This is a genomic window from Herbidospora sp. NBRC 101105 (genome assembly GCF_030269205.1).
In the GTDB taxonomy this organism is placed as follows: domain Bacteria; phylum Actinomycetota; class Actinomycetes; order Streptosporangiales; family Streptosporangiaceae; genus Herbidospora; species Herbidospora solisilvae.
This window is the reverse complement of sequence record NZ_BSSX01000001.1, coordinates 1,979,324-1,992,186: the sequence shown is the minus strand read 5'-3', so window position 1 is coordinate 1,992,186 and position 12,863 is coordinate 1,979,324. Positions and strand designations below refer to the sequence as shown.

Here is a 12,863-nt window from a genome sequence, read left to right as displayed (position 1 = left end):
CAGCCGCTACACCGCCAACCGGCGGGCGAACCCGCGCATCGCGAACCAGCCGCCCGCCACCGTCCACGCCACCAGACACGCCACATGCGCCCAGACCGGCCACGGCGGCGCCACCCCCAGCGTCGCCGCCCGGCACAACTCCACCCCGTGCCACAACGGCGACACCCACGCCAGCCACTGCGCCACCACCGGCAGCTGCGACACCGGGAAGAACACCCCCGCGAACAACGTCATCGGGATCATCACGAACCGGAACAACAACGCGAAATAGCCGTCGTTGTCGATCCGCGCCGAAAACCCCATCACCGGCAGCGCCGAGGCCACCACCACCGCCGCGCACACCAGCGGCGTCACCACCGACCACCACGACCGCAGCCCGCCGAACAGCAGCACCACCAGCAGGAACACCACCGCCTGCGGCAGCACCCGCACCACCATGAACAGCACCTGACCGGCCACCATGTCACCGATCCGCACCGGCGTCGCCCGCATCGCGTGATAGCCGCGCGTCCACTTGAAATCACCCAGCACCGGATAGGTCGTCTCACCGACCGCCATCTGGAACGCCGTGGACGCCATCACCCCCGGCACGATCCACTGCAGATAACTCACCCCGCCGAGGTCACCCACATAACCGCCGACCCCCAGCCCGATCGACACCAGGAACAGCACCGGCAGCAGAAACGACGACATCGCCGACGCCCAGAACAACCGCCGATACAACGTCAGATGCCGCTCCAGCACCGCCACCGTCGCATGCACACCCGAACCCGCCATCAGTCGACCAGCGTCCGGCCCGTGAGATGCAGGAACACATCCTCCAGCGTCGACCGCCGCACCAGCACACTCGACGGCGCCAGCCCCCGCCGGTGCACCTCCGCCACCGCCGCGTCACCATCACGCGCGTAGACCAGCACCCGGTCGGGCAGCGGATCGACCCGCTCACCCACCCCATCCAGCTTCACCGCCGCATCCGCGCCGCCCGCGAACCGCAACTCCACCACCTCCGGCGTCGAATAACGGGCGATCAGCTCCCGCGGCGACCCCTCCGCCACGATCCGCCCGCCGTCCATCACCACCAGCCGGTCGCACAACTGCTCGGCCTCATCCATGTAGTGGGTCGTCAGCACCAACGTCACCCCCCGCCGCTTCAGCTGGTAGAGCCGCTCCCACAACAGATGCCGCGCCTGCGGATCAAGCCCCGTCGTCGGCTCGTCGAGCAGCACGATCTCCGGATCGTTCACCATCGCCCGCGCGATCGTCAGCCGCCGCTTCATGCCCCCCGACAGCGGCTCCACCTTCCCCTTCGCCCGATCGGCCAGCTGCACGAACTCCAGCAACTCACCCGCCCGCCGCCGCGCCTCGGCCCGCGACAACCCGAAATAGCGCGCATACGTCGTCAAGTTCTCGAACACCGACAGATCGGTGTCGAGATTGTCCAGCTGCGGGCACACCCCCAGCCGCCCCCGGATCGCCACCCCGTCACGCACCGGATCCATCCCCAGAATCCGCAGCTCGCCGGCCGTCGGCGCCGACACACAACTGATCATCCGCATCGTCGAGGACTTCCCGGCCCCGTTCGGCCCCAGAAACCCGAACGCCTCACCACGCTCCACCGACACGTCGATCCCGTCGACCGCCGTGAACTCCCCGAAACGCTTGACCAGCCCACGAGCGACAATCAACGGTTCCTCAGCCACGAGACCCGACCCTAGCCCCGCCCACCGACAGTTCCGCAACGCCTTTCCCGCCTGACCACCGCGCCCCCGCACGGCCACCCCAACCCCCACGACACGGCCATGCCGAAAACGCCGCTAACTGTTCACCGTCCCGTTGATCGTCTTACATTGCACGTGACCACCCGCCAAGTGATCATTCCGGATGACCACACCCCACCCCCACGGAGGCACCGTGCCCACCCCGCAGCGCCCCCACCTCACCTGGCCGGCCGGGCTCACCCTCATCCTGGCCACCCTGGTCTCCCTCATCGCCGTAAACGCCCCCGCCCCCGCCCAGGCCGCCGTCTACTCCACCTGCACCCAGACCCGCTGCGCCGACGCCCGCACCGCCAACACCGTCTGGAAATCCAAGGGCTACCCCACCAGCGCCGGCTGGTACACCTGGACCGGCGGCCTCTACAACTACACCGGCGGCCGCCACTACAACCGCGAAGGCCAGCTCCCCACCAACGCCACCTACTACGAATACGACGTCTACCCCCGCCCCCGCGGCGCCGCCCGCGACGCCTACCGCATCGTCGTCAACCGCAGCACCGGCGCCACCTGGTTCACCCCCGACCACTACGCCAACTTCTACCGCCTCTAGGACCCGCCCATGACCGCCCGACCCCTGCCGACCTGGCTCACCCTCACCACCGGCCCGGCCCCGGCGGTCATCGACGGACGCGCCTGCCGCACCCGCGCCGCCCTCTTCGACGAAACGGCGCGGGTCCTGCGCTTCCCCGACTACTTCGGCCGCAACTGGGACGCCTTCGCCGACTCCCTCGGCGACGCCGTCCGCGCCGGCACCACCACCCTCATCGTCCGCCACGCCGAAGACCTCCTCAGCGCCGAACCCCCCGAGCAGTACGCCACCCTCCTCGACATCCTCGCCGTCGCCGCCCGCACCGGCCTCACCCTCACCCTCCACACCGACCCCGCCCAAGAACCCCACCTGCGCGCCCGCACCACCGCCGCCCTCACCCCCTAGCCGCCAGCCGCGCCAACCGCTCCAGCGACACCTTCAACGCCGCCGCCGCCACCGGCCGCGCCACCACCCACCCGGCCCGGCCCACCACCCCGAACGGCAACTCCAGCTCCTCCACCCACTCCACCCGGCTGCGCCCACCCGGCAACGGCGACACCCGGAACACCCCGCCACCCCGCACCAGCGCCCCCGTGTGCCGCACCTCCACGATCGCCCCCGCCGTATATGCCGTGATCTCCATCGTGTCGGTGAACCCCACCCGGCCCACCCCCGTGAACGCCGACAACCGCGACCCCACCCCACGCCCGTCACCCGACGTCACCCGCGCATCCGTCAGCACCATCCACTCCCGATGCCGCGGCCAGTCCGTCATCACCGCGAACAACCGCTCCGCCGGCACATCGGCCTCCGCCGCCACCCGCAACCGCACCACTGCCACGACGCCCCCTCCACTCCAGATGGCACACCCCTACCCGATCAGAAAACTGACACCCCCTGGCAGGAACCCCCGCCATCCTGGACCCCATGCACGCAACCGGAACCTTCGACATCACCAGCTGGGACACCCTCGCCACCGACGACCACCCCGGCGCCACCATCAGCCGCCACCGCCTCACCAAACACTTCACCGGCGACCTCACCGGCACCTCCACCACTGAGATCCTCACCGTCGCCACACCCGCCGGACCCGCCGCCTACACCGGCCTCGAACACGTCGACGGCACCCTCCACGGCCGCAAAGGCACCTTCGTCCTGGCCCACAGCGCCGGCGGGGGAGCGGACGGCACCCCCTGGATGCGCTGGGAGATCGTCGCCACCTCAGGAACAGGCGAACTGGTCGGCATCACCGGCTCTGGCCAGATCATCAACGACGACGGCCACCACTACACCCTCGACTACACGCTGTAATCAACCGGTGTTCGCCCTCGTCTGCACGAATACAGGTTCCGGCTCGAACCGGGGCAGCGGCGGGTGTACGCCTCGATCGAGGCCTGAGGGGACAATGCTCACCCGCGGGAGGGGAGTCCTCGAGGCGGACGTCGAGGAGGCCCAGACCTCGTTACACCGGGGGACGACCCGCCGATGGGCCGGTCGACTGCCGTGTCGCCCCTCGGCGGCGCAGGAGCGGCCAGAGGCGGTTGCGTCCCATTTGGACCCGACCTCCGGAAGCCATGCATGCGCGGCTGGGACCCCAAGCGGGGGAGAGGCCCACACCACCGAGTCGGGCGCGAGTTCTGGCCAAGATCAAGATCCGCGCCGAAACCCGGACTCGTGACGGCGCGGCCCCCAGCGCCCGGTTGCCGCCTGCCACCGGCCAGACCCCCGGCGGCGGGAGGCGCCGGCCAGGCGGAGCCGTAACGGAAAAGGAGGAGCCCCCCTCCCAACAGACGGGAAAGAGGGCCCCTCATCACGCCACGGCACCGGCAGGCGACGGGGGACGGCACCGCGCGGGCCACCGCCGTAACCCGCGACGCCGTCACCACCGGCGGCCCCGGAAGCAGGCGGCCGGCACCGCCGCGACCGACCACCACACCGGCGCCACCCAATCCCGCCGACACGTCATGCCCGCCGAAAGCCGGACGAACGGCGATGTTCGTTCCCGCCGCCCACGCCGGTCAAAGCCGAGACCCGCTCACGACCGGCCCGGCACCCGCACCCACCAGCACAACCACGCCCGCCTGTGCCGCCCGGCGGGCTGAACCTTTCACCCCCGCCAGCCAACTTGACATAATGTTCATTATCGAGCAGGCAAAGCCGTCGTAAGATCACCGTCATGGGCACCGTCGGACCCGCCGAAATCCTGGTCCTGCTGATCCTCCTCGGCGTCATCGCCGGCATCGTCCTGCTCGCCGTCAGAGCCTCCGGCGGACGACCCCGCGCACAGGTCGCCTACTGGGCGCCCGGCGTCATCCCGCAGATCGCCGAACCCATCCGCGAACGTGTGCGCGAACTCGGCGCCGAGGGGCGCGTCGTGGAGGCGATCAAACTCGTCCGCCAGGAGACGGGCCTGGGGCTGCGCGACGCCAAGTTCGTCACCGAATCGATCATCGCCGGGCGCTACCTCCCCACCAGCACCGAACGCGCCCTGCAGACCGGCCCCGACCTGGCCGGCCGGGTCCGCGAGCTCAAGGAGGCCGGGCGGACCGAGCAGGCGGTCTTCCTGGTGCGCGGCGAGACCGGCATGAACCAGGAACAGGCCGAGGCGTTCGTCGGCCTCATCTGAAAACCGTCATAACGGGCAAAAGATGGCTATACCAGACAGAAGGTGAATTCTGTTTGGTATCGGATTTACTTCTCGTCGACCCAGAACGTGTCGTGCCGCACGAAGAACTCCTGGTCCTCACGCCCCGACGCGGCCCACTCGGCGATGCCCTCGAAGTAGCCCTCGCGCGGCGCCCCCGGCGAGAAGATCAGCAGCAGGCTGGCCGGTTCGCCCGATTCGTTGCGGAATCCGTGGACGCCGCCCTCCGGCACGTGCACGAAGTCGCCGGGCACCGTGGTGATCCACTCCTGGCCGTTGTAGATGCGGACCGTGCCGGTGAGGATGAAGAACGACTCGGTGAGGCTGCGGTGGAAGTGCGGGGCGGGCCCGCTGGGTTTGGCGCCCATGTCCCAGCGGTAGAGGCCGAACTTGCCGCCGGTGGTGGCGCCGGTGGCGAGGTAGGTGCAGGTGCCGCCGTTGGCGTAGCTGATGTCGGGCGGGGCGCCGTGCGGGAGGTAGGTGGCGGTGATCTCCCCGGTGTCCCCCAGGTAGCGCGGTTCCGGATATGTCATGTTATCGATCATGCCACTGAGCTGTGGAATTGTCGGTGGCCGGGGTTAGGGTTTGGGGTCATGCGTCCGGCGGAGCTGAATCGGTTGTCGGTGGAAGAGGCGGCGGATCGTTATGTGGAGCTGGTCCGCGCGAAGGTGGTGACGGGCGGTCTGTCGCGGGCGACCGCCGAGGTGTACGCGCGTGATGTGCAGACGTTCGTGCGGCTGACGCGGGTGTGCCGGTTGTCGGAGGTGCTCGACGATCTGTCGGGTGACGACGTCGACGCGGTGCTGCTGGCGTTCGCGCGTAAGCCCGACGAGCGGCGGCGGACGCCGTCGGAGGGCGGGGAGGTGCAGAGCGCGGCGTCGCAGGCGCGGTTCCGGCGGTCGGTGTCGGCGTTGTTCAAGCATGCGGCGCTGGCGGGGTGGGTGCAGCTGAATCCGATGGCGTCGGCGACGGTGGTGGCGCGGGAGCGGGGCGGGTTGCGGGCCGAGCGGCGGGCGTTGACGCGGGAGCAGGCGCAGGGGCTGGTGGGGGCGGCGGTGTCCCCTGCCGGTGATGAGGTGCGGGGGCGGCGTGATCAGCGTACGGAGGTGCGGGACGCGTTGATCGTGCTGCTGCTGACGATGGTGGGGCCGCGGGTGTCGGAGCTGGTGCGGGCGAATGTGGAGGATTTCTACACCAACGACGGGGAGCGTTACTGGCGGATCTTCGGTAAGGGCGGCAAGACGCGGGATGTGCCGCTCCCCCGGTTGGTGGCGCGGGTGCTGGCGGCGTATCTGGAGGTGCGTCAGCAGGCCCGTGAGGGGGATGAGAAGGCGTTGTTGTTGTCGTGGCGGGGGCGGCGGCTGGCGCGGGGTGATGTGCAGGCGGTGATCGACCGGGTGCAGGCGCGGGTGGATCCGGAGCGGCGGCGGTCGGTGACGCCGCATGGGTTGCGGCATACGACGGCGACGCATCTGCTGGCGGGCGGGACGGACATGGACGCGGTGCGGCGGGTGCTGGGTCATGGGGATCTGAGCACGCTGGGCCGGTATCGGGATGAGTTGCCGGGTGAGCTGGAGGCGGCGATGCGGGCGCATCCGCTTGTGCACGATACGGGTGTCTAGGGCGGGCGGTAGAGGGCCGTATAGGGCTTGACTCTCACGTTACGGGAGGCCGCAGGCTGGGTCGCGTCAGGAAGGGAGGGGGAGGCGTGGCGGGTTATTCGGTGGGTCAGGTGGCGGCGTTCGCGGGTGTGACGGTGCGGACGTTGCACCATTACGACGAGATCGGCCTGTTGTCGCCGAGTGAACGGACGGCGGCGGGTTACCGCCGGTATTCGGAGCCGGATCTGGATCGGTTGCAGCAGGTGCTGTTCTACCGGGAGCTGGGTTTCCCCCTGGAGGAGATCACCACGATTCTCGATGATCCGGGGGTGGACGCCGCGACGCATCTGCGGCGTCAGCATGAGCTGCTGCGGCGGCGGATCGCCCGGCTGGAGGCGTTGGTGGTGTCCGTGGAGACCGCGTTGGAGGCGGCGAGGATGGGTGTGTCGTTGACGCCGGAGGAGCGTTACGAGGTGTTCGGGGAGTTCCGGCCGGAGGATCATGCGGCTGAGGCGGAGAGCCGGTGGGGTGGGTCGCCGGCGTGGGCGGAGAGCCGTCGGCGGACGTCGTCGTACACGAAGGCTGACTGGCAGGCGATCTCGGCGGAGGCCGGGGAGCTGGTGGAGGCGTGGCGGTCGTTGTTCGCGCGGGGGGTGGCGGCGGACTCCCCCGAGGTGACGGCGGTGGCGGAGCGGCATCGGGAGCACATCAGCCGGTGGTTCTATTCGTGCACGTCGGAGATTCATGTGGGTCTCGGGGAGATGTACGTGGCCGATGAGCGGTTCGCCCGCAATTACGAGGGGGTGGCGGAGGGGTTGTCGGTGTACATCCGGGATTCGATTGTGGCGAATGCCGGGGTCGTCCGGTGATTCCGGGTTTCGCCCGCGCGGGCCCGCGGTCTTTGTCATGATGGGCGTGACTGGTTGTGGGTAAGCCCGGTTTCCCCTTTCACTTCGTGGAAACGCCGTTGTAATAGGGGTTCCGGAGGATGGGCGGCATGATCAGGGCCATTCTCTTCGACCTGGACGAGACGCTGTTCGATCATCGTGCGGCGGTGGCGCACGCGGTGACGGCGTGGACGGCCGAGCGGTCCCCGTTCCATCCGCTGCTGGCCGAGGGGCCGGGGTTGTGGTTGCGGCTGGAGGACGTCCATCTGCCGGCGTGGCACCGGGGCGAGTGCTCTTTCGGTGAGCAGCGGCGCCGGCGGTTGCGTGACTACTGCCGGCGGATGGGTGTGGCGGTGCCGGGTGATCTCGACGGGGCGTACGCGGAGTTCCTCGATCTGTACGAGCAGGCCTGGACGGCCTTCCCCGACGCCGCGCCGCTGATCGGGCGGCTGGCGGGCACGGGGGTGACGCTGGGGGTGCTGACGAACGGCCAGCCGGTGCAGCAGGAGGCGAAGCTGCGGCGGCTGGGCCTGCTCGACCGGCTGGACCCGGTGCTGACGCCCGATGCGCTGGGCGGGAACTTCAAGCCGTCGGCCGAGGTGTACACGGCGGCGGCCTCGAAGCTGGGCCTGGAGCCGGGCGAGGTGGTGCTGGTGGGCGACAACCTGAACCTGGACGCGATCGGGCCGACGCGGGCGGGCATGCACGGGGTGTGGCTCGACCGGTACGGGTCGGCTCCTCCCCCGGCGGGTGTGCCGACGATCCGCACCCTGGCGGAGTTGCCGGCGCTGCTGCCGGTGCTGGCGGCGGCGCGGCCGTCGGCCCTGGTCTGAGGCGCCCGGCGTCAGTCCTGGGTGGGGACCCAGGTGCGGGCGGCTTCGTGGAGGCGGATGAGCCGGTCCCAGTGGTCGGCGACGATGGCGCGGCCGGGTTCGGTGAGGCTGACGACGGTGCGGGGGCGGCGTCCGGTGGTCTTGTCGATGGTGACGATTCCGCCTTTCTCCAGTTTGGCCAGGTGGCTGGACAGGTTGCCTTTGGACAGGCCGGTGACGCGCTGGAGGTAGAGGAAGTCGGCGCTCTGGCAGGCCGACAGGGCGCTGGTGATCGCCAGCCGGGAGGGGTCGTGCACCAGCCGGTCGATCTCTGTCATGTCCGCGAAGGGGGTGCCCACCTCATTGCTCCTGTACGGCCGGTCGCGGCAGCGAGCGCACCAGGGCGCGGTGGTCGAGCAGGCCGTTGACCACGAGGAGCGCGCCGGCGGCCATGAGTTGCCAGAGGGGGTCGGTGGAGGCGAAGGGGTGCTCGCCGGTGGGGGTGAGCACGCCGAGCGGTGCCAGGGTGAGGGCCATGAGCGCGCCGGCGGAGGCGGAGTAGTGGCGGCGGCGGTGCCGGGGCGGGCCGCCCATCAGCGCCAGAGCGCCGGCGAAGATCAGGCCGCCGGTGAGATGGCCGGGCGTCGCGGTGAGGTTGGCGGCGACGACCAGCACGAGCACGGCCGCCGGCAGGGCGGGGATGAGCCACGCCGGGTAGCCGGCGTTGTGGCGTCGCGGGATGACCGTGCCGTAGGTGTGGCGGTAGTAGCCGGCCGCGGCGGCGAGCAGGACCGCGCCGAGGAGGACGGGGGCGGCCATGGTGTCGCGGGTGGCGTCGGAGGCGTAGTACATGAGGGTGAGGCCGAAGGCGGCCGGATAGAGGCCCTGGCGGTGGGCGTGCGCGGCGGTGGTCGTGCGGATGCGGTCGAGGTGGTCGAGTTCCTGGGCGCTGATCATCGAACCTTCCGGTTTGCGGTGCAGACCTTTCGTGCAGCCTAAAGCCCGGCGTCGAGGTTTGCAACGCAGACCATCCGGGGTGGGGGTTCAGCGGGCCGCGGCGGCCAGGTTGCGGGCTCGCCGGGGATGGGTGAGGGCGTCGGTGTTGTCGGCGACCTGGTCGACGGTGCCGACGAGGTCGAGGCGGGCGATGGCGGGGTCGGTGACGGCGTCCATGAGGGCGCGGGCGAAGCGGTGGCCGCCGATGACCTGGAAGGGCCGGTCGTGGTAGGGGCGGGTGCCGGGTTCGACGGGTTCGGTGAGGTTCAGCCGGTTGTGGAGGGCGGCGACGCGGCGGTAGGCGGTGGACAGGTGGTGTTCGCGGCCCTGCCAGGTGGTCTCCCGCAGGGCGCCGGTGAGGGCGTCGCCGAGTTCGGCCGACCCGGACAGGCGGTTGAAGGCGCTGCCGAGCCACTTGGTGTACGGCGGGTAGCGGCGCCGCATGAGCAGGGTCAGGCGCATCAGGTCGCGGGCGATGCGGCCGGTGGCCAGGACCGACCCGAGGTCGTCGCCGACCTCCCCGGCGCGGCCGGGGAAGCTCTCCTCCTGGGCGATGCGGGTCCATTGGCAGGCCAGGACGTAGCGCCACACGTCGTCGGGGTACCAGCGCAGGCGGCGCCGGGCAGGGCACAACTCCTCCAGGCCGTCGTGGAAGACGTCACCGCCGGTGAACTCGGCCAGCCGCTGCCAGGGCACGCCGAGCCAGTCGTCGACGCCGATCGGGCCGCGGGGGTCGAAGCCGAGCAGGTCACGGGCCCAGGGGGTGAACTCGGTGACGGTGACGCCGGGCCGTACCGGATGGAGGTCGGACCCGAACGCGGTCGGGAAGCCGCCGTATTCGGCCGGCAGCCGCTTCCAGACGCGGTCGCGGATCTCCTCGGCGCGTCCGGCCGGGACGAAGATGATCGCGCGGGGGCCCCAGTCGTGGTCGGCGGAGCGGGCGGTGTCGAAGCCGAGGACCTCCGAGCCGGGGCCGATGAGCGCGGCGCTGTGGGGAACGGGGTGGGGGCCGTCGTCGAGGAGGGGCCGCAGCACGTCGTGGTAGTAGGCGCGGCACAACTCCAGGCCGGGGACAAACGCGGACATCATTCCCTCACTGTGCATGGTCGGGCCGCGCCGCTCACCTGGTTTTATGTCTCCTGTACGGCCCGGGTCGCCGCCACCGGCCTGCGCGTGTAGCCGAGCCGCCGGTAGACGGCCAGCGCGGCGGCGTTGACGTCGTCGACCATGAGCGAGACCCGGCCGTGCCGGTCCAGGAGGCCGGCGGTGAGGAACCGGCAGATCGCCCCGGCCAGCCCGCTCCCCCGCACCTCGGGCAGCGTGGCGACGCCGCCGACGAACCCGACACTGGGCGCCGACCAGGCGTCGGCCCCGACGGCGACCAGCCGCCCGGCCTCGTCGCGGACACCGGCCCAGCGGGTGACACCGGGCATGCCGGGCCGGGCGTAGGCGTCGGGGTTGGCGACGTCCAGCACCGCGGCGACCTCGTCTTCGGCGCCGGGGGCGAGCCAGGCGACGTCGGGCTTCACCATCAGGGCCGCCACTCCTCCAGCCAGGCTTTCTCCTGCCGCCTGTCCCCCACGCGACCTGTTCGCCTCAGGCCCGTAGGTCACGGCCGATCCCGTTTCCAGCCGAGCGATGTCGGTCCGATGAGCGTCGGTCCGATGAGCGTCAGGCCGAAAAATGTCGGTCCCAACTGCGTCGGCCTTCGCTGCGCCGGTCCCAAGAGCGTCGGGCCAAAGGCTCTCCGGCCGAAGAGTGTCCGGCCGAGAAGTGTCGGCCTTGATCGCGTCGGGCCCGAGGGCATCGGGTGTGCGAACGTCGAGGCGGACGTCGTCGGGCCCCACGGTCATCCACGTGAAGTTCCCGGCCGGGCCCAGCTCCCCCGGCATCGCCTCCACCAGCCGGTGGATCGTCTCCCGGTCGCCGAAGGGCCGGTAGCCGGTGCCCATCTCCCGCCACACCTGCCGCACGAGCCCGGCGTGCGCGGGATCCCCAGGATCACCGAAGACGGCCAGCCGGTCGTGTTTGGACACCGCCGGGCAGGCCACCACCACCGCCTCGCCGCGCGCCCACGCACGCGCTCCCCCGAAGGGCAGCCGCTGGGCGGTCCACACGACCAGGTCGTCGCCCCCGCAGGCGGCGGCGACCTGGTCGGCGTCGTGCAGTTCGATCACAGAATGGCGCCCGGGGTGTACTGGGCGGCCTGCGCATACCGGGTGGTGATCTCCCCCACGCGGGCGACGACGGCGGCGACCTGGTCGGCGGCGGCGCCGGTGAAGGAGACCCGGTCGGCCAGGAGGGCGTCGAGGTCGGCGCGGGACAGGGGGAAGCGCGGGTCGGCGGCCAGCCGGTCGAGGAGGGTGTTGCCGCCGCCGTCCTGGCGCATCGCCAAAGCGGCGGCGACGGCGTGTTCCTTGATGATCTCGTGGCCCGCCTCGCGGCCCAGGCCGGCCTTGACGGCGGCCATGAGCATCTTGGTGGTGCCCAGGAAGGGCAGGTAGCGGTCGAGTTCGGCCTCAATGACGGCGGGGAAGGCGCCGAACTCGTCCAGGACGGTCAGCATGGTCTCGACCAGGCCGTCGAAGGCGAAGAACGCGTCGGGCAGGGCGACTCGGCGGACGACCGAGCAGGACACGTCGCCTTCGTTCCACTGGTCGCCGGCCAGTTCCCCGGCCATGGAGGCGTAGCCGCGCAGGACGACGGTCAGGCCGTTGACGCGCTCGCAGGAGCGGGTGTTCATCTTGTGCGGCATCGCCGAGGAGCCGACCTGGCCCTCCTGGAACCCTTCGGTGACCAGTTCGTGGCCGGCCATCAGCCGGATCGTCTTGGCCAGAGAGGAGGGCGCGGCGGCGAGCTGGACCAGGGTGGTGAGGACGTCGTAGTCCAGGGAGCGCGGGTAGACCTGGCCGACGCTGGTGAGGGCGCGGGTGAAGCCGAGGTGGGCGGCGACGCGGTTCTCCAGGTCGGCGAGCCGGTCGGCGCCGAGCAGGTCGAGCATGTCCTGGGAGGTGCCGACCGGGCCCTTGACGCCGCGCAGCGGGTAGCGGGCGATCAGGTCCTCCAGCCGCTCGTAGGCGACGAGGAGTTCGTCGGCGGCGGTGGCGAAACGTTTGCCGAGGGTGGTGGCCTGGGCGGCGACGTTGTGGGAGCGGCCGGCCATGACGGTCGCCGCGTACTCCCCCGCCAGCCGCGCCAGCCGGGCCAGGAGGGCGACGACGCGGTCGCGGACCAGCAGGAGGCTGTCGCGGACCTGGAGCTGCTCGACGTTCTCGGTCAGGTCGCGGCTGGTCATGCCCTTGTGGACGTGTTCGTGGCCGGCCAGCGCGTTGAACTCCTCGATGCGGGCCTTGACGTCGTGGCGGGTGACGCGTTCGCGCGCGGCGATCGAGGGCAGGTCGACGGTGTCGGCCGCCTTCTCGTAGGCGGTGATCACGTCGGCGGGGACCGGGATCCCGAGATCGGCCTGGGCCTTGAGCACGGCCACCCACAGCCGCCGCTCCAGCACCACCTTGTGGTCGGGAGACCACAGGCGGGCCAGGGCGGGCGAGGCGTAGCGGGTGGCCAGGACGTTGGGGATGCGCGGCTTGTCGGTCACGTTCCCCGAGCTTATCCAAGC

Annotated in this window: 16 protein-coding genes; 7 read left to right on the top strand and 9 right to left on the bottom strand. The window is 70.9% G+C overall.

Annotation, left to right across the window (positions count from 1 at the left end):
• Positions 1-6: 6 nt before the first annotated feature.
• Complete coding sequence (locus tag QSK34_RS08835) at positions 7-762, bottom strand: ABC transporter permease (RefSeq protein WP_285581893.1); 756 nt, start codon at positions 760-762, stop codon at positions 7-9.
• Positions 763-776: 14 nt separating this feature from the next.
• Positions 777-1,700, bottom strand: a complete 924-nt coding sequence (locus tag QSK34_RS08830) for an ABC transporter ATP-binding protein (RefSeq protein WP_285581891.1) — start codon at positions 1,698-1,700, stop codon at positions 777-779.
• Between the two features lie 181 nt (positions 1,701-1,881).
• On the opposite strand from QSK34_RS08830, the gene QSK34_RS08825 reads away from it, so the two are divergent.
• A complete protein-coding gene (locus tag QSK34_RS08825) occupies positions 1,882-2,325 on the top strand; it encodes a ribonuclease domain-containing protein (RefSeq protein ID WP_285581890.1) in 444 nt (147 codons plus the stop codon).
• A 9-nt stretch (positions 2,326-2,334) separates the two neighbouring features.
• Positions 2,335-2,709: a barstar family protein gene (locus tag QSK34_RS08820; protein WP_285581888.1), complete on the top strand. Its 375-nt coding sequence runs from the start codon at positions 2,335-2,337 to the stop codon at positions 2,707-2,709.
• On the opposite strand, the gene QSK34_RS08815 is transcribed toward QSK34_RS08820, so the two are convergent.
• Positions 2,699-3,145, bottom strand: a complete 447-nt coding sequence (locus QSK34_RS08815) for an SRPBCC family protein (protein ID WP_285581886.1) — start codon at positions 3,143-3,145, stop codon at positions 2,699-2,701. The genes QSK34_RS08820 and QSK34_RS08815 overlap by 11 nt on opposite strands.
• Before the next feature lie 86 nt (positions 3,146-3,231).
• On the opposite strand from QSK34_RS08815, the gene QSK34_RS08810 reads away from it, so the two are divergent.
• Both QSK34_RS08810 and QSK34_RS08805 read left to right on the top strand, forming a co-directional pair.
• Positions 3,232-3,615 (top strand): DUF3224 domain-containing protein, encoded by a 384-nt coding sequence (locus QSK34_RS08810; protein WP_285581884.1) that lies wholly within the window; start codon positions 3,232-3,234, stop codon positions 3,613-3,615.
• A gap of 865 nt (positions 3,616-4,480) precedes the next feature.
• Positions 4,481-4,930 (top strand): hypothetical protein, encoded by a 450-nt coding sequence (locus tag QSK34_RS08805; RefSeq protein WP_285581882.1) that lies wholly within the window; start codon positions 4,481-4,483, stop codon positions 4,928-4,930.
• A 65-nt stretch (positions 4,931-4,995) separates the two neighbouring features.
• Here the strand turns inward: QSK34_RS08805 and QSK34_RS08800 are convergent, their stop codons facing one another.
• Positions 4,996-5,481, bottom strand: coding sequence for a cupin domain-containing protein (locus tag QSK34_RS08800; RefSeq protein ID WP_285581880.1), 486 nt, complete (start codon positions 5,479-5,481; stop codon positions 4,996-4,998).
• Positions 5,482-5,541: 60 nt separating this feature from the next.
• Between QSK34_RS08800 and QSK34_RS08795 the strand changes: the two genes are divergently transcribed.
• The 3 genes from QSK34_RS08795 (at position 5,542) to QSK34_RS08785 (ending at position 8,269) form a co-directional block, all read left to right on the top strand.
• The gene (locus QSK34_RS08795; RefSeq protein WP_285581878.1) at positions 5,542-6,570 is read left to right on the top strand and encodes a tyrosine-type recombinase/integrase; all 1,029 of its coding nucleotides are present in this window, start codon (positions 5,542-5,544) and stop codon (positions 6,568-6,570) included.
• An 86-nt stretch (positions 6,571-6,656) separates the two neighbouring features.
• The gene (locus tag QSK34_RS08790) at positions 6,657-7,418 is read left to right on the top strand and encodes a MerR family transcriptional regulator (protein ID WP_285581875.1); all 762 of its coding nucleotides are present in this window, start codon (positions 6,657-6,659) and stop codon (positions 7,416-7,418) included.
• A gap of 128 nt (positions 7,419-7,546) precedes the next feature.
• Complete coding sequence (locus QSK34_RS08785; RefSeq protein ID WP_285581872.1) at positions 7,547-8,269, top strand: HAD family hydrolase; 723 nt, start codon at positions 7,547-7,549, stop codon at positions 8,267-8,269.
• An 11-nt stretch (positions 8,270-8,280) separates the two neighbouring features.
• Here the strand turns inward: QSK34_RS08785 and QSK34_RS08780 are convergent, their stop codons facing one another.
• The 5 genes from QSK34_RS08780 to purB form a co-directional block, all read right to left on the bottom strand.
• On the bottom strand, positions 8,281-8,586 hold the full coding sequence (locus tag QSK34_RS08780; RefSeq protein WP_353051370.1) for a transcriptional regulator: 306 nt from the start codon (positions 8,584-8,586) through the stop codon (positions 8,281-8,283).
• Positions 8,587-8,608: 22 nt separating this feature from the next.
• Positions 8,609-9,205, bottom strand: a complete 597-nt coding sequence (locus QSK34_RS08775) for a hypothetical protein (RefSeq protein ID WP_285581868.1) — start codon at positions 9,203-9,205, stop codon at positions 8,609-8,611.
• 87 nt (positions 9,206-9,292) lie between these two features.
• Positions 9,293-10,333 carry a DUF4037 domain-containing protein gene (locus tag QSK34_RS08770; protein ID WP_285581866.1) on the bottom strand — a complete coding sequence of 347 codons (1,041 nt, stop codon included), beginning with the start codon at positions 10,331-10,333 and terminating at the stop codon, positions 9,293-9,295.
• 41 nt (positions 10,334-10,374) lie between these two features.
• Complete coding sequence (locus tag QSK34_RS08765; protein ID WP_285581864.1) at positions 10,375-11,421, bottom strand: GNAT family N-acetyltransferase; 1,047 nt, start codon at positions 11,419-11,421, stop codon at positions 10,375-10,377.
• A complete protein-coding gene (gene purB, locus QSK34_RS08760) occupies positions 11,418-12,842 on the bottom strand; it encodes an adenylosuccinate lyase (RefSeq protein ID WP_285581862.1) in 1,425 nt (474 codons plus the stop codon). The genes QSK34_RS08765 and purB overlap by 4 nt, the downstream gene beginning before the upstream one ends.
• Positions 12,843-12,863 lie beyond the last annotated feature (21 nt).